This is a genomic window from Allobosea sp. 05T433 (assembly GCF_056396065.1).
Genome location: NZ_JBFTKS010000038.1, coordinates 1 through 25309 on the forward strand (window position 1 = coordinate 1; position 25309 = coordinate 25309).

A 25309-nucleotide genomic window follows, 5' to 3' on the forward strand; every position below is an offset into this window, starting at 1 on the left:
GCCTCGGTCGCCGCAATCACTCGCTCACGCAAATCCTGGCTGTAAGCCCGTGCCATCCCGGCCTCCCGCGTCAGACAAGGAAGGAATCGCACTGTTCGCGGCGCTTGGGAATCCCGGCAGAATCGGAAAACCATGAACCTGCTCTAGCTTGGCACACCGATATGCACGGCGCGCTCGAACCAAGAAGATCCTGCGCTCGCTGAGCGATGAGCAACTCCGGGACGATGCGCCGCTGCCCCGGCGGGACGGTCCGGGACATGTGAGCACCGTGTTGTGGCCGGAGCTGACGGGTAGTCGAACTGGAACGCCAAGAGACTACAAGTGCAAGCGCGCTGTCGACGGATAATCATCGCCCACTTAAAGCGCGGGCCAGCCCAATCTAGCAATTGGGGCTCCAGCACGTTCCCCATTAGTTGCCTCCCCCTCAAGCACCGAGCCTCTCCCGAGGTGAAGCTGCCAGGCGAGAGATCGCCCTCAGCGGAAGTCAGTGCTGATTAGAATGAAGAATCTGGCCGAGAAATTGTCGCGTGCGTTCATTTCGAGGTGTTGAGAAAAATTCTGCAGGCGGCGCGACCTCGACGATCTCGCCTGCATCCATGAAGATTATCCGGTCAGCAACCTTGCGGGCGAAACCCATCTCATGAGTGACGCAGATCATGGTCATGCCGCTTTCGGCGAGTTCTACCATGACGTCGAGGACCTCGCTGACCATCTCCGGATCGAGCGCCGAAGTAGGCTCGTCGAACAACATGATCCTCGGGTTCATGCATAACGACCGCGCGATTGCAACGCGTTGTTGCTGGCCACCCGAGAGCTGGATCGGGTATTTCGCGGCCTGCTCGGGGATATGGACGCGCTCCAAGATGATGCGAGCGTTCGCCTCGGCCTCCGGCCTCCTGATCCCGCGCACCTTCATTGGCGCTAGCGTGCAATTTTCCAACACCGTCAGATGCCCGAACAGGTTGAAGCTCTGGAACACCATGCCGATCTCGCGGCGGATGTTCTCGATGCCGCGCAGATGCGCGTGTACGCTCGTGCCATCAATGATAATCTCGCCGCTCTGGTGTTCCTCGAGCTGGTTGAGACAGCGGATCAGGGTCGACTTGCCAGAGCCCGAGGGTCCACAAATGACGATGCGCTCGCCGCGGTTGACCGTCAGGTCGATGTTCCGCAGAACCTGGAAGTCGCCATAGAATTTGTCGACCTTGCGCATCTCGATCATAACGTCGCCCGCGGTGCGGGACGCGCCGGTCTTCTCTGTTGCGGGCATCGTCATGAGCTTCATCTCGTTTTGACCAGAGAATTTGGCGCGCCCGACCCGAGACCGGACGCGCCATGTCACGCGTTTGGGCAGGTTCTCAGAATGTCGGCATCGGCGGAAGCTTGTTCAACGGAATGCCGAACCAGCGCTGGTTGATGGCGCTGAGTTCGCCGTTCTTCTCGATATCGGCGATGAATTTGTTGGCGAACTCGGCGAGCGCAGTGTCGGCCTTGCGAAAGGCCATGCCATTGGCCTGCTCGCGCAGGGTCAGCTTCGGCTCCATGTTGAGCTGTGGATAGTCCTTGTTGAGTTGCGCGAGGATGGTGTTACTCGCGCCCATGGCCTGGACCTGACCCGAGATCAGGGCCTGCAGCGCCGTGGCATCGTCGTCGAAGCGCTTGAGTGGCGTGCCCTGCGGCGCGATCGCGCTGATGGCCGTGTCCTGCGTCGAGGCGCGCGCGACACTGATCGTCACCGGCTTCAGGTCCTCCGGAGTCTTGATGTTCAGGCTCTTGGGACCCAGCACGTAAATGGTGAGTGTGCTGTAGGGATTGGAGAATAGCACCTGCTTTGAGCGCTCGGCGGTGATGCCGAACGTGGCAATCAGCACGTCAATTTTGTTGGTCAGCAGATAGGGTATGCGGTTTGGCCCGGTGACCGGGACGAGTTCGAGCTGCACGCCAAGCGCCTTGGCCATCAGCTTGGCGACGTCGGCGTCGTATCCGGCCGGCTGCTGCTGGGCGTCGGTGCCGCCGAAAGGCGGATAGTCGGTCAGTACGCCAACCAGCAGCTTGCCGCGCGCCTTGATCTCCTCGGGCGTGGCTGCGCTCGCCGGGGCGGCGCCGAGAGTTGCGGCGGCGACGCCGGCGAGAAGCAGCGCGCCGAGGCTGCGGCGCAGGATGGACTTGAACAGTGACATGGGACGTTTCTCCTCGGGTGGACTTGGTAGGCCTTGCGTCGCCGCGCTTAGCGCGCGGCGACCAGGAGCTTTTGCTCCATTCGCTTGCTGTAGGCCGATAGCGGCCGGCAGATCAGGTAGTAGATCAACGCGACGAGCGCGAAGATGGTAAAGGGCCGGAAGGTGGCGTTGTTAATCACCTGCGCCGCCCGCGTCAGTTCGACGAAGCCGATGATCGAGGCGAGCGAAGTGCCCTTAATCAGCTGAACGAGGAAGCCAATCGTTGGCGGAATGGAGATTCTGACCGCTTGTGGCACGACGACCAGCGCCATCTTCGGCCAGTAGCGCAGACCGAGCGAGGTCGCCGCCTCCCATTGCCCGCGCGGCACGACCTCAATAGCGCCGCGCCAAATCTCGCCCAGGAAGGCGCTGGCATGCAGCGACAAGCCGATCGCGGCTGCGGTCCAGGGATCGACTGACCAGCCAAACAGACCGGGCACGAAGAACGCGAGGAAGAGCTGCATCAACAGCGGCGTGCCCTGGAAGACCTTGATATAGCCGTTCGCGACCAGCCTGAGCCATTTGAACTCACTAGTTCGAGCGAGCGCGACAAGGGCGCCGCCAATCGCGCCGCCGACAAAGGCAACGACCGAGAGCAGCAGCGTCCAGCGCACCGCGGCGATGATGTAGAGGATCTCGTTAGGTCCGAGTGTGCGCATCGTCTGAAACCTACCGGGTTGGCTTGCGCAGGAGGGTGCGCTCGATTCCGGCGAAGGCGCTCCAGAAGAACAGCGACAGGCCGAAATAGATGCAGGTCACAACGAAATAGACCTCGAAGCTGCGGAAGGTGCGCGACTGGATATCGCCCGCGACCGCCGTGAGCTCGCTCGCCGCGATCGCGGAGCAGACGCTCGAATTTAGCATCAGCAGGATGAACTGGCTGGTCAGCGAGGGATAGACCGCCTGGATCGCCGGCTTGAGGACGATGTAGCGAAAGATTTGCAGCGGCCGCATGCCGAGCGACTTGCCGGCCTCGACCTGGCCCTTGTGAATGCTCTCGATGCCAGCGCGGATAATCTCGATGCCGTAGGCGCCGACATTGACGACGAGCGCGATGAGCGCCGCCTCGTTCGATGAGAGTTTGATGCCGAGCGTAGGCAGACCGAAATAGATCATGAAGATCTGAATCAGGAACGGCGTATTCCGGATCAGCTCGATATATTCGTCGATGAGCCAGCGTAGCCATCGCGGACCCGAAGTCTTGCCGAGCGCCCCCGCGACCGAAACGACCATGCCGATCGCCATTGCAAGTGCCGAGAGCACGAGCGTGTTGATCAGTCCCTGCAGTAACTCTGGCCACGCCGCGAAGACGTCGGCGAAATCGAATTCATAGCTCATGCAAAACACCCGATGCGGCGGGTGACCAAGCGTCCAGCCATCCGTCTCCTCCTATGCCCTCACCGGCCGGTTCGATATCGGCTCTTTGTCTTACAACCATTGCGCCAATTACAGACGCGGGATCATCAATCCACCATCAGCATTGATCACTGTGCCCGTCGCGTAGGCGAAATTGCCGCTCGCCAGACCGACCACGCAACGCGCCACGTCCTCGCCCTCGCCCCAGCGCCCGGCTGGTATCATGCCGTCCGCGATACGGGCATCGTATTTGGCCGCGACCTTCGCGGTCATGTCGGTGCGGATCACGCCCGGTCGGACCTCGAAGACCGGGATGCCTTCGGGCGCGAGCCTGACCGCGAGCGCCTTCGCCCACATCGAGAGACCGAGCTTCGAGACGCAATATTGCGCCCGGTCGATCGAAACCAGCTCCGTGCTGGCCGACGTGATGAAGACGATCACCGGCCGCTCTGCCTTTTCCGCGAGCATCGCCTTGGCGACTTCCTGGCTCAGGAAGGCGGCGCCGCGCAGGTTGACATCCATGACGACGTCGAAGCTTTCCGGCGTAATCTCCAGCATGTCACCGCGAACCGGCGCGCCGATCCCGGCATTCGAGACAAAGAGATCGAGCCGGCCGAAAGCCCGCTTCACATCCGCGTTTAGGGCAGCATGGCTTTCGACTGCGGCGACGTCATGCTTGAAGAACCGCGCCGCGGCGCCGGCCTCCTCGAAGAGCTTCAGCGCCACGGCGACCGCCTCGTCCTCGACAACGTCGGTGAAGGCGATGTCATGGCCTACCCTGGCGAGCGCGACACCGATCGCGCAGCCGATGCCGCGCCTTGCGCCGGTAATTAGTGCGACGGGGCGGGTCATCTTATTCCCCTCGGTAGAGCGGTGTGCGCTTTTCCTGGAAGGCGGCGACACCTTCCCTGACGTCATCAGTATAGGAGACGAGCGAGCTCGCCAGCGTCTCCATGATCGCTGCCCGGTCCTCGTCTTCCGCGGCGTTGATCAACTGCTTGACGATGATGTTCGCGACCGGACCACGGGCGGCGACGCGCTCGGCCATCGCTGTCGCGGCCGCGAGCGCCCCACCCTTCTCCACGACCTGATCGACGATGCCGAGAGCAAGCGCTGTCTCGGCGGTGACGACCTCGCCCGTCAGGGCAAGGCGACGCGCGACACGCCCGCCCAGGCGCTTGACCAGGCGTTGGGTGCCTGACCAGCCCGGAATCATACCGAGGCCGCTCTCGGGCAGGCCAATCTTGGCCTGAGCTTCACAGATTCGGATATCAGCGGTAACGGCGAGCTCCAGCCCGCCGCCGAGCGCGTGGCCGTTCATGGCGGCGATAACCGGCGGTTTCATCCGCGCGAGCTTGTCGAAGACACGGTGGCCAGAACGCACCCAGCCCTGCCCCATCTCCAGTGCCGAAAGCTCGCCCCAGGCGACAATGTCGCCGCCGGCGCAGAAGGCCTTGCCTTCACCCGTAAGGATCACCGCGCGCACCGTTCGATTGGCATCGATCCTATCGGCGAAGCTGCCGAGCAGCCCAACCATGACGTCGTCGAGCGCATTGAGCTTTTCTGGCCTGGCGAGCGTGATCGTCGCGATGCCGGAGGCGATGTCGAGGCGGACGGAGTCGCTCATGCTGCCCTCATTGGAACTTCAAGGCCGATCAACGCCTCGTCGAACAAGGCCGCATCCATCAGCTTTGGCGGCCGCGGCACCAGAAGCGGAAACTCGCCCTGGGCGAGGATGTCACGCTCCAGATCCACGCCGGGCGCGATCTCCGTGATKACGATCCCCTCCGGCGTCAGCCTCATCACACAGCGTTCCGTGATGTAGGTCACCTCCTGCCCCTGTGCGACTGCGCGCGGCCCTGAGAAGGAGATGTGTTCGACGGCCTCGACGAGCTTCTTCACCCTCCCCTCCTTCTCGATAACCAGCTTGCCATCGGCGATCGCGAGCTTGGCCGCGGCGCTAAAATAGCCGGAGAAGACGATGCGCTTGGCCCGGGCGGTAATGTCGATGAAGCCGCCTGCGCCGGCCGTGACATGCGGCCTGACCCCGAGCTTGGAGACGTTGACACAGCCCTGCCGGTCGATCTGCAGGAAGGAGAGCAGCGACATGTCGAAGCCCGCCCCCTGGAAGTAGGTGAACTGGTAGGGCGACGGCACGATCGCCTCCGCATTGGAAGCGCAGCCAAACTGGAACTCGAGCAACGGCACGCCGCCGACGGCGCCCTGCTCGATCACCCAAGTCACCGCGCCGTGCTGCCCCTCCTCGATCAGGATGCGCGGGACGTTTGCTGAGATGCCGAAGCCGATATTGACCGCATCGCCGTGGCGCAGTTCCTGCGCCACGCGCCGCGCGATGACCTTGGCGACGTCGAAGGCCGGCGTCTCGAAGCTCGACAGGGGCCGCGACACCTCGCCCGAGATCGCCGGATCATAGGCCGTCTGCGTCGTCTGCATCTGCTCGGGCGCGACAACGATTGCGTCGACCAAAATGCCGGGCACGAAGACGGCTTGCGTCTTAAGGCTGCCGGCGGCGACCACGCGCTTCACTTGTGCAATGACAATGCCGCCATTGTTGCGAACCGCCAGCGCTTGATCGAGCGGGCCGAGCAGGCCTCCCTCATGCTCGTAGGAGAGGTTGCCGCGTTCGTCGGCGGTCGTGGCGCGGATGATCGCGACCTGAGGTACGATGCTCCGGAAATAAAGCCAGTCGTCGCCATCGAAATCGACGCGGCTGACGATCGGCTCAGCCGCGGCGCGCGCATTCATGGCACAGCCCTGATGCCTGGGATCGACGAAAGTGTCCATGCCGATCTTGGTCAGCACGCCCGGCCGCTTGGCGGCGGCCTCGCGATGCATGTCGAACAGTATGCCGCTCGGGATGTTGTAGGCCGGTATCTGGTCGCCTGTGACCATCTTCCAGATTTCCGGTGGCTCGGCCGAGGACGGGCCGGACGGATAGGAGCCACCCATAATCCGCGCCAGTAGGCCCGACTTCGCCAGATGGTCGATGCCCTTGATGCCCCACATGTCGCCGGCTGCGATCGGATGCAGGGTCGTGAGATTGCGCGGATGGCCGCAGGCGTCGAAGCGTCGGCCGATTGCCGCCAGCACGGCGTCGGGACAACCCAGACCGGACGACGAGGAGACAGTGACAATCGCCTCGTCCGGGATTAGGGCCGCGGCTTCGTCAGCGGAGAGAATGCGAGGAAAGGCCATGGTTTTGTCTCTGGATGTGAATTGTCAGCCGGCGGCGGCCAGTGCGCGCTGATAGGCGCCACAGGATTCTCGGATGACGAGGTTGGCGGGGCCTATGTAGCTCTCCGATTCCGCGGCTGAATCGGCGATCTGCTTCAGCAGCAGCGCGGCGGCGCGCTCGCCGAGCCCGACGGGATCAACAGCGACGGTGGTCAGTGCTGGCGAGACATGACGCGCCTCGCTGGTGTCGTCGAAACCGACGATCGCGATGTCGCGCCCGACAACGAGACCGTGCCGCGCCGCGGCGAGCATCGCGCCGATTGCGACGACATCGTTGTAGCAGACCACCGCTGTAGGCCGATCATTTAGCGATAGTACAGCGCTCATTGCACCGAAGCCCCCGTCGCGTGTCGGCATACTTTCAAGGTTGAGGGTTGGATCAACTTTGCGGCCGGCCGCCTCCATAGCCGCGAGAAAGCCGCCGTGCCGCTCCTGTCGGACGACCATCGAATGCATGCCGCCGAGATAGGCGATGCGCTCATGGTCAAGATTGATGAGATGGCGGGTGATCCGGCTGGCCCCGGCGACGTTTTCCGGCACGACGTGGCTTACCTCGGCGCCCGGAAGGCGCCGGATCGCCACCACGAGCGCAGTATCGGCTGCTTTGACCCAATCGAGATGCTCAGACCGCGTGTCCAGCGCCGGACAAAGGATGATGCCGCCAGCACCATGCTCGCGCATCATCCGCATCACCTGGTCCTGACGCACCACGCTTTCGGCTGTGTTGGCCATGAAGGCGACATAACCTGCCATCTGCAGGACCTTTTCGACGCCAATCGCAAATTCGGCGAAGAATGGGTTCGAGAGGTCGTTGAGGACCAGGCCCACGATGCGGGATTGCGCATTTCGGAGGTTGGCAGCGCCGCGGTTGTAGACATAGCCCAGCTGGTCCATCGTCTGCAGAACCTGCTGCCGAGTCTCGCGCTTGACGGTGCCGCGCCCGGTCAGGACGAGCGAGACCGTCGATTTCGAGACGCCGGCGGCGTCCGCGATCTCGATGATCGTCACCTTTCGCTTGCCGCTTTTCGACTTCGGCATCGTTTCATCCCTGAACCGTCTGCGTCACTTCTTATTATGGAACGTTCCATTATCATACTTGCGCGAGTGAGGCAATCACCCTCTTTCAAATGATTTTATGCACCTATATAAGGTTATTGAGGCGTTCATGAAATAGAACGTTCCACTAAACTGCACTTCCGGAGGAAGCGATGGCTGAAATTTCCCTGCCCCGTGCGGACGGCAGCAGCGAGCGCTACCCGTTGGCGGCACCCTCCCCTTATCCCCGCACCGCTTCCGCAAACGGGGTTCGCACCGTCTATGCGGCAGCCCATATCGTGGCCGACCCGCTGAAGCTGCAGGAGCCCTGGCGCGTCGCGGCGGTGGACTGGGACGCCACTCTGGCTTTCCGCCACCATCTTTGGGGCCTCGGCTTCAAGGTTGCGGAGGCGATGGACACATCCCAGCGCGGCATGGGGCTGGATTGGCCGAATGCGGCTGAGCTGATCACCTGCGTTCTCGCTGAAGCCAAGGCGACGCCCGGCGCCGATCTCGCCTGCGGCGCCGGCACCGACCAACTGGATCCGCACGCGGCGCGCAGCCTCGACGACGTGTTACGCGCCTATGAGGAACAGATCGGCCATGTCGAGAAGCACGGTGGCAAGATCATCCTGATGGCGAGCCGCGCGCTCTGCCGCGTCGCGAAAAGCCCAGACGATTACCACGCGGTCTACAGCCGTCTGATCGGCCAGTGCCGCGGCAAGGTGATCCTGCACTGGCTCGGCGAGATGTTCGACCCCGCGCTCGAAGGCTACTGGGGCAGCCGCGACTTCCGGCAATCCATGGAGACGGTGCTAACCTTGATCCGCGAGCACGCGGCCAAGATCGACGGCATCAAGGTCTCGCTGCTCGACGCCGGCAAGGAGATCGAGATGCGGCGCCTCCTGCCCGAAGGCGTCGTCATGTATACGGGCGACGACTTCAATTATGCCGAACTGATCGCCGGCGATGAGCAGGGCTTCTCGCACGGGCTGCTTGGCATCTTCGATCCGATTGCGCCGGCTGCGGCAGCCGCCTTCGCCAGGTTGGAAGCTGGTGACAAAGCCGGCTTCCACGCTATCCTCGACCCGACAGTCGCGCTCTCTCGCCGGCTCTTCGAGGCCCCGACACAGCACTACAAATGCGGGGTGGTTTTCCTCGCCTGGCTGAATGGCTTCCAGAAACATTTTCGGATGGTCGGCGGCGCCGAATCCGCCCGTGGCATCCTGCACTATGCGGATCTCTTCCGCCTCGCCGACCAGTCCGGGCTCTTCGTCGAGCCGGAGCTTGCCGCACGCCGCATGGAGCATCTGTGCGCCCTTAACGGCGTCGCCTGAGGAAAGGGCCGTACCATGCACGCTCCATTGCTTGACACCGAGACCTACGACCAAATTCGCGAAACCGCCCGGCGCTTCGCGGAAGATGTCGTCAGGCCCGCCGCTGCCGATCTCGACCGTGACGAAACCTTTCCGGCCGAGATCTACCGCCTGATGGGCGAGATCGGCCTGTTCGGTATCACCGTGTCGGAAGAGCATGGCGGCTCCGGCCTCGACACGTTCGCCTATGCAATAGTGATGGAGGAGTTGTCGCGCGGTTATGCCTCGATCGCTGACCAGTGCGGCGTCGTCGAGCTGATCGGCACTCTGCTCACCCGCTACGGCACGCCCGAGCAGTTGAAGCTCCTGCCGGACATCATTTCCGCGAAGACCCGCATCGCTTACTGCTTGACCGAGGCGGAGGCCGGGTCCGACCTCTCCAATGTCCGCACCACCGCACGCGAGACCGCCGCCGGCTACGTCATCGATGGCGACAAGCTATGGATCCACAACGCGCCGGTCGCAGATCTCGGCTTCGTCCTAGCCTCGACCGACCCTGCCGCGGGCCATCGCGGCATGAGCATCTTCTTGGTCGATCTCCATGCATCGGGTGTCTCGCGCGGGCCGAAGGAGCACAAGATGGGCCAGCGTGCCAGCCAGGTCGGCGCACTCAACTTCGACGGCGTCGTGGTGCCGCGCGAGGCGCTGCTCGGCCCGACAGGGCGCGGCTTCCACATCATGATGAGTGTACTGGAGAAGGGCCGCGTCGGCATCGCTGCGCTCGCGACCGGCATTGCGCAGGCCGGGCTGGAAGCGGCTCTGGGCTACGCGCGAGACCGCCGTCAGTTCGGCAAGCCGATCCTCGACAATCAGGGACTGCAATGGATGCTGGCGGACATGGCCAAAGACATAGCCGCCGCCCGTGCCCTGACAGAGAGAGCCGCATTGCTGATCGACCACGCCAGACCCGCGACCGCTGCCGCGTCAATCGCGAAGTGCTTTGCAAGCGATATGGCAGTGGCGCAGACCGCCAATGCCGTCCAGATTTTCGGGGGCGCCGGGTATATCCGCGGGTTTGAAGTTGAGCGGCTCTATCGCGACGCCAAAATTACCCAGATATACGAAGGTACTAACCAGATTCAACGAACTATTATCGCCAAGGAACTCATTAAGAACGGGGTCGCGGCTTAACTCCTTGCCAACGACTTGCCGAGCTCACTTGGCATGATTGGCTGCAAATCGGCGGCCCCGAACAGAAATAGCATCTCAAGCCGGCGGCCGGTTACTCCGCTCCTGACAGCGGGAGCCGGGTAGCTGACCTTCGGCGACGCAATTACGGTCGGCGGACGACCCCAGGTCGCAGTGCTCTGGGTTAGGCCGCAAGCAGCAAGCAGAACGGCGGGCCTGGTGGCGCGGAGGAAGGGCGCGCCACCGTCCTCCCTGCCTATTTCGTCCGTTTGGCGCCGATTTCCTCGTCCCAACGCCGAAACGCTAGGACCATCTTGTCGGGCGTCAGCGGCACCTCGATCGGGTTGTTGGCGATCAGGTCGGCGTATTCGGGGCGCCCGAATTCCTCGATCGCCTTCTGGCTCTCTGGCGGCGCCATCGAGAGCGGCACATCCTTCACGGCCGGCCCCGGATAGAAGTAGCCTTCATCATAGGTGAACGCCTGCTGCTGCGGCGTCAGTGCGAAGCTGATCAGGTCGAGCAAGACGGCGAGCTTCTCGCTCGAGACGCCTTTCGGGATGTACATATACTGGGCATCCGAGACCCAATGGAAGCCCTTGAGCGCCTGGATCTTCGCTTCCTTCGGCACGATACCGAGGACGCGCGGGTTGATGTCCCATCCGGTGGTGGAGATGATAATGTCGCGCGAGCCGTCGCCGAACTCTTTCATGGTCGCGGCAGTGCCCGTCGGATAGTACTCAATGCCGTTGCCGAGCTCCTTCAGATAGGCCCAGGTCTTGTCCCAGCCATTGGCCGGATCCTTCGGGTCCTTGTCGCCGAGCAGATAGGGCAGGCCCATGATAAAGGTGCGGCCCGGGCCGGAATTGGCCGGTCGAGCATAGAGAAAACGGTTCGGGTTCTGCTTGGTGTAGGCAAGCAGTTCGTCTGCCGTGGTCGGCACGGCCTTGACGCGTGCCGGCATGTACTCAAGCAGCGGACCGGAGGGATAGTAGACCATGCACATGCCCTGGCCGGAACCGAGGTTGTGCATGTCGAGCGCCGGCTTCATCAGAACTTTGGCTGGGTCGGGGAGTGAGGCGGCATGCTCGGGCAGCAACGTCACCCAGAGTTTCTGCTCAATACCCGCGGCGAGTGCGTCGAGGCCGCCGATGACAAGGTCGATATCGACGCGATTGGCCTCCTGCATCGCCTTGATCTTGCCGGGCAGTTCCGGCGCCGGTGCTTTGACGAAGGTCATGCGCGAGACGAGGTTGGGCTTGGCCGCGCGATAGTTCTCCAGCGGCTTCTGTAGCAGGGCGAGGGCGCCGCCGACATCGATGATGTTCAGCGCCACCGGCGACTTCGGCAGCGGCAGGCCCTGCGCAAACGCGCCCGTGGCACCGGTAGCGCCGAGCGTCAGCGAAGCCACGCTACCCTCGACAAATTGTCGGCGCGATGGGCCGGTTTTGTTGGTCTGGTCTGTCATTGGTTCCCCTCCCTGGGATTGCMACAACTTCACTCGATCAACTCGAGTGTAGGTTCCCGCACCACGAGACCGGGCACGAAGATTAGATTCCTTGGACCGGGGCTTAAGCCCTCACTTCTGGCAACAATACCTGCTGAAGCGGTGGGCCGCATCAGGTCGATGATGTCGGATTGGCCTGTCTTGAACTGGCGCGACAACGGAGCTGCGAATAGGGAAGTCTCTGATCGCTTGCTCCCCCTGTGTTGCGTCGCTAAGGCCATCAAAGGCGCTGGTAGAACGTTACACCATACCGGTTGGCAGACAATCTGGATTTAAAGGTGGGGCAAACATATGGTCGGGGTATCGGCAGAAGAGCTTTCGGCTTGGCTTACTGGGAGCCTACTGCCGGCTTGGCTCGCGCGGGCCTATGATCCGAAGCGCCGAGGCTATGCCGAATGGGTTCAGCCTAATGGAAGTATCATTGAAAGTGAGCGGCGCACGACGCTGGTTACGGCGCGAACGCTATACGTCTTCAGCCATGCCCATCTTCTCGGCGTACCCGGGGCGCTCGAAGCGGCGCGCCATGGCCTGTCCTTCCTTCTTAGTGCCTGCCGGGACAGCGATGGCCGGTTCATACATGCCTGCACGACCCAAGGTGAGATCATTGACGGCAAATCCGATTTGTACGATCTCGCCTTCGTCATCTTCGCGCTCGCATGGTGCGCGCGTGCAATCGGAGAATCCGAACCGCTCGACCAAGGGGAAGCGGTGATGCGATTTATCGAGACGGCCCTCGTCTCACCTTCCGGCGGCTTTCGCGAGGATACGCTCGGGACCCTCCCGCGCCGCCAAAACCCGCATATGCACCTGCTCGAAGCCTGCCACGCCATGGCGCAATCGTCCGGCGAAAAGCGCTGGCTTGAGCGCGCCGAGAGGATCGTGCGCCTGATGCAACGGCGCTTCGCCGCGGACGGAACGCTCGGCGAGTTCTTCGACAACGAGTGGAAGCCCTTTGCCGGCGAGCAGGGTCGGATTCGCGAGCCCGGTCATCATTTCGAATGGACCTGGCTGCTCTATCACCACGAGCGCCTGACCGGTTCGGGCACTGCCCGGATGAGCGCACGGCAACTCTTCGCCTTCGGTGAGATGTTCGGCGCTGAAGCCGCCGGCAAGCCGGTGATCAACGAGGTCGATCAAAAAGGCGCGGTGCTCAACGGCGGGGCCCTGCTCTGGCCGCAGACTGAGTATCTCAAGGCGCTGGCGGCACGGCTCGAATTCGAGGACGACAACGAGGCGACAAATCGGCTCAACGACCATTTGCGCCTGATGTTCGAACGCTTCGTCGACGCGGATACCGGACTGTGGAGCAACCAGATCGATCGCCAAGGCTGGAGGGTGGCCGAGCCGATCCCGGTACGGGTACTCTACCATTTGGTGCTCGCAGTTGCAGATGTCTGCAGGGTGAAGCAGTCGCACAGTGCGAAATCGTGACCACGCGCACTATGTGTCCACCGATGAGAGCCAGCCGGCCCGGGACCGGCACTAAGCCGAGTTTAAGAGTGTTGTATTCGCCGACGGCCCGCAAGCCGAAGAGTAGGCCAAATACATATGAGCGACTTCCACCAGCCGAGAACGCTCGGGCGCAGCCGAGGTGAACGCCAAATATGACGGCGACTTGCCGCTCTCATTTTACAGATTCGTCCTCGAAACCTCGACGGAGATCACTTAAGCGCCGGGAACGTGATCAACTTTGCTCTGGCTCGCTGCCTGAGCCGATCCCCCCTTGGGTGGCAACCAGAAGGGGCGCACCTGGCGTCCGCGAGTTTCGGCCCGGAAAATCGCATCCATCAGGGCAAAAATGCGAGAACCTGCGGACTGGTGCCGGCTATTCACCGCCACGGCGGGTACCGGCCAGGTCATCGTCGCGACCCATCACCGTCACCTGATTGATATCGCCCGCCGGACGTGTTCCGAGGTCACCGTGCATGAGCTCCCGGCCAAACTTCGGGCTCCTCACCGCTTACTTAACGAAGTCTCTTCGGATCTCGCCGCCCGTCGCGGGATCAATCACCAGGCGATAGCCGCTCAGGCTAAGCGCCAGAATTCCGGCCTCACTTAGGCTGGTCTCGACAAACGTATCAGGCATGCTCGGTAAAGCTGCCCGCCACAACGCTCGGCCGGTTTTTACCTATACAGAGCAAGTTCTCGAAGAGTTTCGTCTTGCTGGAACCGGGCTTTATCAAAATGACGCATGGCGCCCGCCGCGGTTAAGAAGCGGTAAATCGGCATGGGGCGGTAAGGGTGGACGGCGCGGGGATCGGCGCTCCCCGCCTCCCGTAGAGTTCCTGCCTGATCGCTATGGTCGGATGATCTCTGCAATCACCCGCGTGGGCAGTGGGGTTGGACGCGCGATCGCGATGGGCGCACGACGATCCGGCCGCCGCGGGTGCATCATAAGCCTGGTGGACGCGCTCAACCGTCGCCCTGCCATCGTATGCGCCGATGTCGCCGGCCGTCCCGGCCTGATGAGCGCCGACTAGGAGAGGACCTTTACTCGCGTACCGACGCTCATCAGCAAGGTGGTTCAGCCGAAGCTCAGCGGAAACAAGGCGCATCGTCAAGACCATGCGCGACGGGTTCCTGGCGGAATTTACCAGCGTCATCAAGGCGGCGGAGTGCGCGGCGGAAGTCCAACAAAAATGCGCTGAGGCTGACCGGGACACGCGTTTCCGGAGGGATCCATGTGGCGACGTCATCGCTCAAGGGGCGACGTCTTCGGTGACGGCGTCAACATCGCGGCGCGTCTTCAGGAAGCTGCCGAACCGGGCGGGATCCCCGTTTCCCGCGCGGTCCGCGGCGCGGATACTGAAGTGGATCGGCGCTGGCCTTGACACAGATCAAAATTGTATGATGCTATTAACATACGTCGTATTCATATAGAAGACAACATGGCTGTTCGCTCTCTCTCCACCACGCTCAAGACGCTCGCGGTCTGCGATGTCATCGCGGCATCCCCGAAGCCAATGCGACTGCCCGATGTCGTCAAGGCGACAGGCGACCAGCGCGCCGCGGTCTATCAGCGGCTGCGTACTCTGGTGGATGCAGGCTTTCTCGAGCAGACGGTCGAGGGCGCGTTCCGGCTCGCGCTACGCTTTCAGTTCTACGCAGTGCGTGCCCTCGAGCAGGCCAATCTCGGAGAACGGACGACAGAATTGCTTCAGGAGATCGTAGCCGAGAGCGGCGAAACGGCGACGATTTCAGTGCTCGACGGCTATCATGCGGTCATTATCAACCGGGTCGAATCGCATCAGGTACTGCGTGCCGATCTCCGGGTCGGCGCACGCATGGCGCTGGGCGCTAGCGCGTCGGGCTCCGTGCTCGTCGCCTTCGGCTCGCTGGAAATGCGTGAACGGCTGCGCGAGCAGGGCATCGCGCTCCCTGACGACATCGCGCTGGCAGAGGTTCGCGAACGCGGCTTTGCCCTCTTCGCACCGACGGACCCGCAATTCGTCGCCGCGGTTGCTGCACCGGTTTTCGACGCGGCCGGCCAATGCATTGCCGTCATCGCGATCTCCGGCCCGACCACGCGGTTCGATCACGCGAACTGCGCGCCGATTGCGGTCAGCGCGGCGCAACGCTTCAGCGCTCAATTCGGGAATGCATGACATGTCGGCCCCGCCATTCTCCCTCGCCTCCAAGCCCGGTCCCTGGCAGCCGCAAGCCCTGATGCGATCCCCCTCCACGCTCATGCGACCGGAGATATTGGCCGCGATTCAGCCGTCACGGATCAGTGCATCGCGGACCCTGATGGCTCGCGCCTCACATCAGCGCTGGCAGATCACCTGCCAGGATTTCGATATCGACGCGCGCGGTCGAGGCACGGCGCGCTACGGCATCGAGGCCGATGGCTGGCACTTCACCTTCCCAATCTTTTCGTTCGAGCCCTCAGGTCGCGAGCGCACTGGCCGCATCATCGGCCGGTCCTGGGACATGATGGGCGGTTTGATCGAAGGCAAACTTTCGGCCGCCGGCATCGAGCAACTTAGACAGGAACTGCCGAAGCTCTATGAGGGCCGCGCTACCCCGCAGACCTTGACCTGGGCGCGCTCGAACCGCTCGGGACGGCTGTTCGACCTTGCCGTCGACCATCTCGCATCCGGGCAACAGCCGCCCATCGCCGAGCTCGGCCGCACCTGCTACTTCATGCGCAACACCGGCATCGACGGCAACGGCACCTTCGGCACCAAGTCCTTCCTTGCCTTCGCGCCGGACCATCCGCTGCGAGCCTCGCTGCAAGCGCAAATGCTCACCGCCTATATGATGCGCGTCTTTGCCGGCGATCTCGTCCAGCATTTTGCGCGGATGAAGGGCGGCCCGGCGGCAGTGGCGATGCAGCCCGAGTTGCGCCGCTTCCTGGGCGTCGGCAACGGCTCGGCGCTGGGGCTGATGTTCTTCGTCAATAACCATCCTCGCCTGATCGACCGTTGGCTGACGATCCACGAGGAGGCCATCGCCCATGGCCGGTTGCTGCGTGTCGGTCCCGATGCTGCCCCGCTGGTTCAATTGGCAGCGCTGCTCGACAAGGCAATACTGGCGCGGCGCCAGGATCGGGCCGAATATGAAGCCTTCGCGCCAAGCAGCATCGTCGCTGACGACCTCGCCATCATCCGCCGCGAACTCGGCCAGTTGATCGAGCGCGTGCGCGCCGGCTGCGCCGAGGCGACCCCACTCGTCGACTTCACCGCTTCGCTCGACGGCCGCGTCAATCGCGAGGCCCACGAAACGCTACTGTCTCTCATCATCGAACTCGTGCCCGAAATCGCCGATGGCCTGGCACAAACTCTCGTGATCGATGAGGATCTCGCCGGCCGCCCCGAAATGCCGATCGGACGGCTACAAGAGATCCTGAGGGCCGATTACAGCTGGGCCTTCGATCTCGATCTCGTCTCCGAGCGCTCACAGCGCTACGTCTGGTACAAATCGCGCACGGCCGAGGAGCCGCGTCGTGGACCACGCGAAGAGATCGGCGCGGCTCATAATCTTGGCCTCGATCTGCCGCGCCTCGTCGTTGCACTCGATCGCGATCTCGCTGCCGCCGATCCCCGCCTCAGCGTCGCGCGCTTCCTCATGGCGCACCCATTGCATCGGCAGATCGTGATCCGCATCCAGGCCCTTGCTGGACTGCCCTATCACTCGCCGCATGCCGACATCATGGGCGAGGACTTCGTTCCGGCGCATATCACCCGGCTCTTGAACGTCGGCATCCACGGTATCGACAAGGCCCGCGACTTCCTGAACCGCAATCTGCGCGGCGTGATCTTCCACGGCGCCCCGACCCCCGAAGATCTCGCCTCGGGGAGCGCCGCTTCCCATTGGTTCTATCCCGCGGAGCCTCAGGCATGATGCTATCCGAAACGCTGATCCTGTCCGTGCGCGAACTCCGGCTCATTCTGGAGCGACTGGTTCAGGCCGCCGGCACGCCCGCTGGGCTATTACCCTCCGTGCGCGATTGCGCATTCTATTCCGCCGTGCTGCCGGGGCCAGGTCTGTCTGGCATCGCACAGCAGATAGAGCACGTGCGTGCGAGCGGCGTTGCCCCGCTCGCCGATGTCAGCACTGACGGCGAATTGACGATAGACTGCGGCGGCCAGCATGCCTGGATGGTGGCCGAGACGCTGCTTGATTTGGCTGTCGAGCGCTTTCGGTTGACCGGCCGGGGGGAGGTTTTGGCGCTCAATCTCACAGAGCCCCCCGAATTGCGCGTCGTATCGGGGCTTGCTGAGCGTTTCGGCCTCGCGGCTATCGTCGAGCCGAAGGGCAACAGTGCCCAAGTGTCGTTGATGGACCGCCCCGCGGCGAAGCGCCGTGCCATCGACATGGTTCGCCATGACGGCCTCTCCGCTGCGGCGTCGAGTTGGTGGCCGCTCTACAAGGCATCGCATGATGCCCTGATGCCCGATTCCTTCGAGAGCCGCCGACATGCTGGCACCGTGCGGGTCGAGGCAGACGGACGCGTCGTTGGTCGCAATGACGAGGACGAGACCGATCTATCGATGCTGACCGCCGATCCGTCCTGGCTTCAGCCCAATCCTGTTTCCTCCGCTTCGTAAAGGCGCGCCCCGATGCTGATAGACGGTTTGCAATGTGGTTTCTTTGACCGCGGCGTATTCGAGGATCTCAAGGCCGGCGGGTTCAGTTGCGTCACACCGACGCTCGGCTTTTGGGAGGGCGCGATCGAGTCCTTTGATTCTGTCGCGAAATGGCGCGATCTCGAGCGCGCCAATGCTGATCTGATTACGATCGTGCGGAAGACGGACGACATTCTCGCGGCCGAGCGCGATGGCAAGGTCGCGATGTTGCTGGGTTACCAGAACACCAATCTGCTCGATGGCCGGATCCGTTATGTCGAGCTCTTCGCCGATCTCGGCGTCAAGGTCTTGCAGCTGACCTACAACAACCAGAACGAGCTCGGCTCTAGCTGCTACGAGACGGTCGATCCTGGCCTTGCACGCTTTGGCCGTGAGGTTGTCCGGGAGATGAACCAGTGCGGCATGCTGATTGATCTCTCACATGTCGGCGACCGGACCACGCTCGATACGATCGAATGGTCGCAGAAGCCGGTCTCGATCACCCATGCCAACCCGGCCTCCGTCTTCCCGCACAAGCGCAACAAGACGGATGCAATCATCAAGGCACTCGCTGAAAAGGGCGGCGTCATCGGCTGCGCAGCCTATCGCAACATAACGCCGGAGCCGGCCTGCGACAGCGTCGATGCCTGGGCCCAGATGGTGGCGCAGACCGTCGAGATTGCCGGTATCGACCATGTCGGCCTCGGCACCGACTTTAGCCACCATTCCAATCAGGTCTACCTCGACTGGATGCGCTCGGGCCGCTGGACCCGCTCTGTGCAGTACGGCGCCGCCTCGGCGGCCAAGCCCGGCCCCAGTGAGAAGCCGGCCTGGCTCAAAAGGATCAGCGGCCTGTCCGATGTCGGACCGGCGCTGGCGCGGGTCGGTTTCCACGCAGCCGAAGTCGAGAAGATCACCTCCGGCAACTGGCTTCGCCTCTATCGCGCAACGATCGGTTGAGAGGACAGCACCATGGCTAGGACCGTACTGACTCCACCGCGGACAACGCGCCGCGCCCTGCTATCGATGCTTGGGAGCGGCATCGTCGCGATGCCCTTCATCCGGAAAGCCCGCGCCGCCGAGACCCTCTATATCAACACCTGGGGCGGTCCCTGGGAAGAAGCAGCGCGCGCGATACTCTTCAACCCGTTCACGGCGGAGACCGGAATCGAGATCCGCACGATCGCGCCGGTCTCCTTCGCCAAGCTCGCGGCGCAAACGCGGACTGGTATCTATGAATTCGACGTGACGACGCTCGGCGTCGCTGAACTCGGCCGCGCCAATCACGCCAAGCTGATCGACACCTATGACGAGAGCAAAATTCCGGCTTCGTCGCTCTGGCCCGGCGCGGTGACACTGAACGGCATCAACTCCCACGCCTTCGCCAACATCATCGCCTACCGCCGCGATAAAATACCCAATGGCGGCCCGAGGAACTGGGCGGATTTCTGGGACACGACCAAATTTCCGGGTTCGCGCAGCCTGCAGAACTATCCCGCACGCGTGCTTGCCTTCGCATTAATGGCTGATGGCGTCGAGCCTGCGAAACTGTTTCCCTATGATCTCGACCGCGCCTTCAAGTCGCTCGACAGGATCAAGAAGGATGTCCGCGTCTGGTGGAGCCAGAGCCCGCAATCCCAACAATTGCTGCGCGATGGCGAGGTCGAATTGATCGGGATGTGGAACACCAGCGCGCAGACGATGGCCGACCAGAAGCAGCCAATCGAACTCGTCTTCGACCAGGCCGTGATCGATGTCGCGACCTGGGTGGTAGCGCGCGGTTCTCCGAGGGCGAAGAACGCTTGGCGTTTCATCGAGTTTGCCGTGGGGCCAGAGCGGCTCGCGCAGTTCGCGCAGAAGAACAATTACGGCCCGATGAACCCCGCTTCGTTCAAATACCTGTCGCCCGAGGTCATCAACCATATGCCGACCTCCCCCGAGAACCTGCCGAAATCCGTCATCCTCGATGCCGAGAAGCTACTGCCCCAGCTCGACACAATGGCCAAGCGCTTCGAACAATGGCTCTCGACTTGACCCTATCAGCCCCTGCGCAAGGCCGCGCCTGGAGCGCGGCTGGATGGGGCAAAGCCCTGTTCCGGCCGCCCTTCCTGCTCTATGCGCCGGCGACCCTGTTCCTGGCAGTGTTCTTCCTCGCACCGCTGGGCCTCGTCGTCTGGATGAGCGTGAGCGAACCGACGGTCGGCTTCGACAACTACGCTGAGTTCTTCGCCTCGAAATACGATCTCAACGTCCTCATGCGCACCTTCCAAACGGCACTGATCGTCACGATCACCAGCCTCGTCTTCGCTTATCCCGTGGCTTACGTCGCGGCCCGAAAGGGTGGCGCAGTCGGCTCCTTCCTACTTGGCATCGTGGCGCTGAGCTTCTGGACGAGTTTTCTTGTGCGAACCTATGCCTGGATGGTGATCCTGGGCGCGCGCGGGCCTGTTGTCGGACTCCTGGTCGCGCTTGGCGTCACCCCGCCGCCGCGTCTGCTCTTCACCACTTTTGCTGCGACCTTCGCCATGGCTCATATGTTGGTACCGTTCATGGTCCTGGCGCTGTATGCCGTCATGAAGCGCATCGACGAGGTCTACATGCGTGCGGCAGCCAGCCTCGGCGCCCGGCCGCTCAAGGCATTCCTGACGGTTTATCTGCCGCAAAGCCTGCCCGGCGTCCTCAATGGTGCGACGCTCGTCTTCATTACCTGCCTCGGCTTCTATGTAACGCCGACGCTGATTGGCAGCCCGCAGGACAAGATGATCGCCGGCCGCATCGGCCAGCAAATCGAGCAGCTTCTCGAATTCGGCGCGGCTTCAGCAACCTCGATGGTCCTGCTCGCCGCGGCGGTGGCGCTCTTCGTGGTCTATGATCGCCTGTTCGGCATCGAAAAGATGTGGAGGTGAGATGTCGCGCTCCACGGTGATCATCGCGGTGGCCGTCGCGATCCTGCTAGCCGGGCCGATGTTCATCGTCGTGCCTATGTCCTTCAGCACCGCGCCATCACTTGAGTTTCCGCCGCCTGGCTACTGGCTCGGCTACTATCGGCGCTTCTTTTCCGATCCCAACTGGACCGGTCCGGTCTTGAATAGCTTCCTGATCGGGCTCGGCACCATGGTCTTGGCGATGCTGCTCGGCGCTCCCGCTTCCTTCGCGCTAGTGCGCTATCGGTTTCGCCTCCGGGCGCTGTTCCGGCTCATCGTGATGATGCCGTTGATTGTGCCGCATATCGTAATGGCACTGGGCTATTATAGCTATTTCGGTTCGCTCGGGCTGGTCCAGAGCATGACCGGCGTGATCCTCGCCCATGCCTGTCTGTCGATCCCGGTCGTGGTGTTGACCTTGACCTCGGCGCTGGTCAATTTCGATCGCCGGCTTGAGAACGCCGCGGCGAATCTGGGCGCCCGCCCGCTGACGACCTTCCGGTTGGTGACGTTTCCGATCTTGCGCCCGGCCTTCTTCGTGGCTGCGCTGTTTGCCTTCATCCATTCCTTCGACGAGGCAGTGATCGCGATCTTCATCTCCGGTCGCGACAGCGCGACGTTGCCTCGCCAGATGTTCAACAGCTTCCAGATGGAAGCCGACCCCGCCATTTCCGCCGCATCCTCGCTGCTGCTGGCTGCCGTTCTGGCCGCGCTCGGTGCGCGGTTCGCCGCCCGGCTCGTGCGTAAGCAACGGCCTGCGCACTCCTGAGACACTGGAGCCTTCCGATGGAAACCGCCCGTTCGCTGTCGCTGAAATCGGTGACCAAGAGCTATCTACCAGGGCAAAATGCGGTCGAGGCCATCGACCTCGATGTCGCACCTGGTGAGTTCATCTCCTTCCTTGGCCCCTCCGGTTCCGGCAAGACGACAACGCTGATGATGATCGCGGGATTTGCGCGTCCGACGCGAGGCGAGATCAGCATCGCCGGGCGCCAGATCGATGCAGTCGAGCCCTACGACCGCAATATCGGGATGGTATTCCAGAATTACGCTCTGTTTCCTCATATGAACGCGGCGCAGAATGTCGGCTTTCCCTTGCGCATGCGTGGCGTCGCCAAGGTGCCGGCGCAAGCCAAGGTTACGGCCGCGCTCGCCATGGTCGGCCTCGCCGAATATGCTGGCCGGGCCCCGGCCGAGCTTTCCGGCGGCCAGCAGCAGCGCGTTGCATTAGCGCGCGCCCTCGTCTTCCAGCCTGACCTCGTTCTGCTCGACGAGCCCCTGGGAGCGCTTGACAAGACTTTGCGGGAACAAATGCAGATGGAGTTGAAGCGCATCCACCGCGAGCTTGGCGTCACGATGGTCTACGTGACCCACGATCAGACCGAGGCAATGGCCATGTCGGACCGCATCGCTGTGTTCAACCGGGGTCGCATCGAGCAGATCGGAACGCCGAGCGAGGTTTACTTCACGCCGAAGACGCGCTTCGTCGCCTCCTTCGTCGGGGATAGCAATCTACTCTCGGGTAAGACACGCGAAAGTGGCCTCGTCGATGTTGCCGGCATCGGCCCGATCGCGACCAGCGCCGAGCACGTTCCGCCTGGCAAAGACGTCAGCATACTCGTCCGCCCTGAAACAATCCGGCTCAGCTCCGAACGTGCGGAACTATCGCCGTTGCGAAATTCAATCACCATCGCGGAGATAGTGAACTATGGCGATAGCGTCCTTGTCCTCGGGCGCAAGGACGGCCAGGAACTGCGGATCCGGGTCCCCAGCATGGAAATGCCGGACCTGCGTCGGGGCGATGAATGCGACATAGAATGGGCCCCTACCCGCATCCATGTGATCGAGCACTGACGCCGCAACGATTGCTATGTAGCACCGTGTAGCTCGGCTCAGGATCGGATGATCTGCGAGTTTTAGGGATGAGAGAGGATGCAGCTGTGCTCATGCCTGTCGTGCGCGAGCAAGTTGGCGCGGACACCTCGGCACTGCCTGCTGCCAGAGGGTTTTTGCTGATGGAGAACCGGGATATGAGGCCTTCGTCGTCTGGCATTTGATCTGCCAACAAAGCCAAGATCGAGGGGAGCGCTCGAGGATCGATCGCAGCTTCGTTGATTTAGCTACGCGTGTGTCGGGTAAAATACCGCAGGGATCGATCTCCGGCTCCAGGCTGAACTTCGCCTGTACCAATGCATTGGTCCGGATCGCGCTAATTCCGGTCATTGAGAGATCGCCCAGAACATTTATGCGCCATTTGATTTGCGAACTGAAGCCAAAGGGAAAGAGAAGTGACTATTTGTCGCTTCTGACGGAAGCGGATATTCGTTGGATCCTTGGCCGTGCTGCTATGCACGTGAATGCGCTTCGACGAGCGGGATGCTCTTGGTCACGACAAAGGTGTAGTATCGCTCGATCCCGATCGCGGGGTCGAGCAGCCTGTCGATCAGGCGCTGATAGCTGTCAATGTCTGGCACGACCACGCGCATGATGTAGTCGATGCCTCCGCCGGTGGCATCGCAAGCGACGATCGCCGGTTCCCTGGCCACCGCCTCCTCGAAGCGACGGAAATCCGCCTGCTGATGGCTCTTCAGGCTGATCTCGACGATCACCGTGGTGCGCGGCGCCTCCACCCCGAGATCGACGATGGCGGTATAGCCCTTGATCACGCCGGCCTCTTCCATCCGGCGCAACCGCTCCCAGCAGGCCGCCGGCGACAGCGCGACCGTTTCGGCGAGTTTGAGCTTGGTCATGCGGCCGTCACGCTGCAGGGCTGCGACGATCTTGAGATCGATGGGATCGAGCTTCATCTTCGGTGACCGCACGTGCATAATGTCATGAATTCTGACTCCTAAGAACGAGACAATCCCATGTTCCGTCAAGCCGCGCGGCCTTCCGGCAACAGGCTTTCTCCGGTTGTGGAGAAGGCCGTCGAATGGCACCCGGTCCTGACGAAGCAGAGGGGCGCGACCAAGCATGCCGCCCTGACCGAGCGCATCATCGGCGACATAAGCGCCGGCGTTCTGAAGCCGATGGACCGGATGCCAACCCATCGCGACCTCGCCCGCGAGCTCGGCATCTCCGTCCAGACCGTCAGCCTCAGCTACAAGGAGGCCGAGCGACTCGGCTATCTCAGCGGCGAGGTCGGGCGCGGGACCTTCGTGAAGAGCCGTGTCACCGAGCAGGCAGGGCGGCTGATGCTCGACCGCAGCCCGACGCAGATCGTCGACCTCTCGATCGTGCGCGGGGTATATCTCGATGCGCATGAGGCGGCCTCGCGCCAGGTGCTGGCCGCGTTGGCCGAGGGCGACACCAGCGCCTTCATGCGGCCGTGCCGGCCGATCGCGGGCCTCGACCGCCATCGCGAAGCGGCGCGGCTTTGGCTCGGGCCGCTTGGCGTGGAGACATCAGCCGAGCGCATCCTGATCACGAACGGTGCCGCGCACGCGCTCTTCCTGGCTCTCGCCTGCGTGGTCCGCGCCGGCGACCTCGTGCTGACCGAGAACCTGACCGATCATGGAGTTATCGGCCTCGCCAATGTTCTCGGTTTCAGCCTCAGGGGCCTGCCGACCGATGAGGAAGGCGTTCGCCCCGATGCGGTCGAGGCAGCGTGCCGTGCTGGCGGTGTGCGTGCGCTGGTCCTCATCCCGACGCTGAACAATCCGACGAGCCATGTCGCTGGCCCCGAGCGCCGCCGCGCCATTGCCGAGATCGCGCAGCGCCACGGCGTCTTCGTCGTCGAGGACGAGGTCTACAAGCCGCTCATACCCGAGCCGCTCCCGTCGATCACAGCGATGCTGCCGGATCTCGGTTTTTTCCTCACCAGCTTCACCAAGACGGTGCTGACCGGCCTGCGCGTCGGCTATCTGGTCGTGCCGCCGCAATACTCGATCCGCGCTGCCTCGATCCTGCGCGTGACGAGCTGGAGCGGCACCTATCTGCCAGCCGAGATCGCGACGCGCTGGGTCGAGGACGGTACGGCGGAAAGGCTGCTTGCCGTCCAGCGCGAGGAGGCCAAGGCGCGCCAGCACATCGTGACGGAGACACTCGGGAGCCACGTCGCCTCGAGCCATCCGCTCTCGCTCTGCGCCTGGCTCAAGGTGCCCACGCATTGGACCGAAGACAGCCTGGTGCGCTCGCTCGCCGACCGGCGCGTGGCGGTGACGCCGTCCGATCCCTTCGTGGCCGGCGTCGGCCATGGCGGCGGCATCCGCATCTGCCTTGGTGGGCGGATGAGCCATGAGCTGCTGACCCGGACGCTGACGAGTGTACGCCAGACTTTCGAGCAGCTTCCGCCGGTCTTCGATATCGGCGCGATCGGCTGAGAGCTGCGGCCGCAAACGGCACGGTCTTCTTCGCGTCATTGCCGCGTGCGGGCTTGCTCCCGTTATGATTGAATCATTACAATATAATAATTGACATGAATTTTTCTCCCTCGCAGCATGAC

Annotated in this window: 22 protein-coding genes; 12 read left to right on the plus strand and 10 right to left on the minus strand. The window is 62.8% G+C overall.

Going from position 1 to position 25309, the window contains the following annotated elements:
• Positions 1-484: 484 nt before the first annotated feature.
• From AC1DGP_RS31270 to AC1DGP_RS31305, 8 genes are all read right to left on the minus strand, one after another.
• Positions 485-1276 carry an amino acid ABC transporter ATP-binding protein gene (locus tag AC1DGP_RS31270; protein WP_441508106.1) on the minus strand — a complete coding sequence of 264 codons (792 nt, stop codon included), beginning with the start codon at positions 1274-1276 and terminating at the stop codon, positions 485-487.
• A gap of 82 nt (positions 1277-1358) precedes the next feature.
• Positions 1359-2180, minus strand: coding sequence for a transporter substrate-binding domain-containing protein (locus AC1DGP_RS31275; RefSeq protein WP_441492614.1), 822 nt, complete (start codon positions 2178-2180; stop codon positions 1359-1361).
• 47 nt (positions 2181-2227) lie between these two features.
• On the minus strand, positions 2228-2878 hold the full coding sequence (locus AC1DGP_RS31280; RefSeq protein WP_441492613.1) for an amino acid ABC transporter permease: 651 nt from the start codon (positions 2876-2878) through the stop codon (positions 2228-2230).
• A gap of 10 nt (positions 2879-2888) precedes the next feature.
• Complete coding sequence (locus AC1DGP_RS31285; RefSeq protein WP_441492612.1) at positions 2889-3557, minus strand: amino acid ABC transporter permease; 669 nt, start codon at positions 3555-3557, stop codon at positions 2889-2891.
• A 108-nt stretch (positions 3558-3665) separates the two neighbouring features.
• Positions 3666-4427, minus strand: a complete 762-nt coding sequence (locus AC1DGP_RS31290) for a 3-ketoacyl-ACP reductase (protein WP_476832976.1) — start codon at positions 4425-4427, stop codon at positions 3666-3668.
• A 1-nt stretch (position 4428) separates the two neighbouring features.
• Complete coding sequence (locus AC1DGP_RS31295) at positions 4429-5202, minus strand: enoyl-CoA hydratase/isomerase family protein (RefSeq protein WP_476769201.1); 774 nt, start codon at positions 5200-5202, stop codon at positions 4429-4431.
• Positions 5199-6791, minus strand: a complete 1593-nt coding sequence (locus AC1DGP_RS31300; protein ID WP_476832977.1) for an acyl CoA:acetate/3-ketoacid CoA transferase — start codon at positions 6789-6791, stop codon at positions 5199-5201. Before AC1DGP_RS31300 ends, AC1DGP_RS31295 begins: the two co-directional genes overlap by 4 nt.
• A 24-nt stretch (positions 6792-6815) precedes the next feature.
• Complete coding sequence (locus AC1DGP_RS31305) at positions 6816-7868, minus strand: LacI family DNA-binding transcriptional regulator (protein WP_441508103.1); 1053 nt, start codon at positions 7866-7868, stop codon at positions 6816-6818.
• Between the two features lie 170 nt (positions 7869-8038).
• Here AC1DGP_RS31305 and AC1DGP_RS31310 point away from each other — a divergent pair, with 170 nt between their 5' ends.
• A complete protein-coding gene (locus AC1DGP_RS31310) occupies positions 8039-9202 on the plus strand; it encodes a dihydrodipicolinate synthase family protein (RefSeq protein ID WP_476832978.1) in 1164 nt (387 codons plus the stop codon).
• Between the two features lie 27 nt (positions 9203-9229).
• Positions 9230-10372 carry an acyl-CoA dehydrogenase family protein gene (locus AC1DGP_RS31315; RefSeq protein ID WP_476832979.1) on the plus strand — a complete coding sequence of 381 codons (1143 nt, stop codon included), beginning with the start codon at positions 9230-9232 and terminating at the stop codon, positions 10370-10372.
• Between the two features lie 253 nt (positions 10373-10625).
• On the opposite strand, the gene AC1DGP_RS31320 is transcribed toward AC1DGP_RS31315, so the two are convergent.
• Complete coding sequence (locus tag AC1DGP_RS31320; protein ID WP_476832980.1) at positions 10626-11834, minus strand: extracellular solute-binding protein; 1209 nt, start codon at positions 11832-11834, stop codon at positions 10626-10628.
• 330 nt (positions 11835-12164) lie between these two features.
• Between AC1DGP_RS31320 and AC1DGP_RS31325 the strand changes: the two genes are divergently transcribed.
• The 9 genes from AC1DGP_RS31325 (at position 12165) to AC1DGP_RS31365 (ending at position 22719) form a co-directional block, all read left to right on the plus strand.
• Positions 12165-13304, plus strand: a complete 1140-nt coding sequence (locus AC1DGP_RS31325) for an AGE family epimerase/isomerase (RefSeq protein WP_476832981.1) — start codon at positions 12165-12167, stop codon at positions 13302-13304.
• 1457 nt (positions 13305-14761) lie between these two features.
• Complete coding sequence (locus AC1DGP_RS31330) at positions 14762-15478, plus strand: IclR family transcriptional regulator (protein WP_441480493.1); 717 nt, start codon at positions 14762-14764, stop codon at positions 15476-15478.
• A 142-nt stretch (positions 15479-15620) separates the two neighbouring features.
• Complete coding sequence (locus AC1DGP_RS31335; RefSeq protein WP_441492600.1) at positions 15621-17216, plus strand: hypothetical protein; 1596 nt, start codon at positions 15621-15623, stop codon at positions 17214-17216.
• On the plus strand, positions 17213-17923 hold the full coding sequence (locus tag AC1DGP_RS31340) for a hypothetical protein (protein ID WP_476832982.1): 711 nt from the start codon (positions 17213-17215) through the stop codon (positions 17921-17923). The genes AC1DGP_RS31335 and AC1DGP_RS31340 overlap by 4 nt, the downstream gene beginning before the upstream one ends.
• 12 nt (positions 17924-17935) lie before the next feature.
• A complete protein-coding gene (locus AC1DGP_RS31345) occupies positions 17936-18901 on the plus strand; it encodes a dipeptidase (protein WP_476832983.1) in 966 nt (321 codons plus the stop codon).
• Positions 18902-18913: 12 nt separating this feature from the next.
• The gene (locus AC1DGP_RS31350; RefSeq protein ID WP_476832984.1) at positions 18914-19975 is read left to right on the plus strand and encodes an ABC transporter substrate-binding protein; all 1062 of its coding nucleotides are present in this window, start codon (positions 18914-18916) and stop codon (positions 19973-19975) included.
• Positions 19972-20847, plus strand: coding sequence for an ABC transporter permease (locus AC1DGP_RS31355; protein ID WP_476832985.1), 876 nt, complete (start codon positions 19972-19974; stop codon positions 20845-20847). Before AC1DGP_RS31350 ends, AC1DGP_RS31355 begins: the two co-directional genes overlap by 4 nt.
• A 1-nt stretch (position 20848) precedes the next feature.
• Positions 20849-21634 carry an ABC transporter permease gene (locus AC1DGP_RS31360; protein ID WP_476832986.1) on the plus strand — a complete coding sequence of 262 codons (786 nt, stop codon included), beginning with the start codon at positions 20849-20851 and terminating at the stop codon, positions 21632-21634.
• A 17-nt stretch (positions 21635-21651) separates the two neighbouring features.
• Positions 21652-22719: an ABC transporter ATP-binding protein gene (locus AC1DGP_RS31365; protein WP_476832987.1), complete on the plus strand. Its 1068-nt coding sequence runs from the start codon at positions 21652-21654 to the stop codon at positions 22717-22719.
• A gap of 491 nt (positions 22720-23210) precedes the next feature.
• On the opposite strand, the gene AC1DGP_RS31370 is transcribed toward AC1DGP_RS31365, so the two are convergent.
• Positions 23211-23672 carry an Lrp/AsnC family transcriptional regulator gene (locus tag AC1DGP_RS31370; protein WP_441480485.1) on the minus strand — a complete coding sequence of 154 codons (462 nt, stop codon included), beginning with the start codon at positions 23670-23672 and terminating at the stop codon, positions 23211-23213.
• Positions 23673-23732: 60 nt separating this feature from the next.
• On the opposite strand from AC1DGP_RS31370, the gene ehuR reads away from it, so the two are divergent.
• Entirely contained in the window at positions 23733-25187 is a 1455-nt protein-coding gene (gene ehuR / locus AC1DGP_RS31375) for a MocR-like ectoine utilization transcription factor EhuR (RefSeq protein WP_441480484.1), read from the plus strand.
• Positions 25188-25309: the final 122 nt, after the last annotated feature.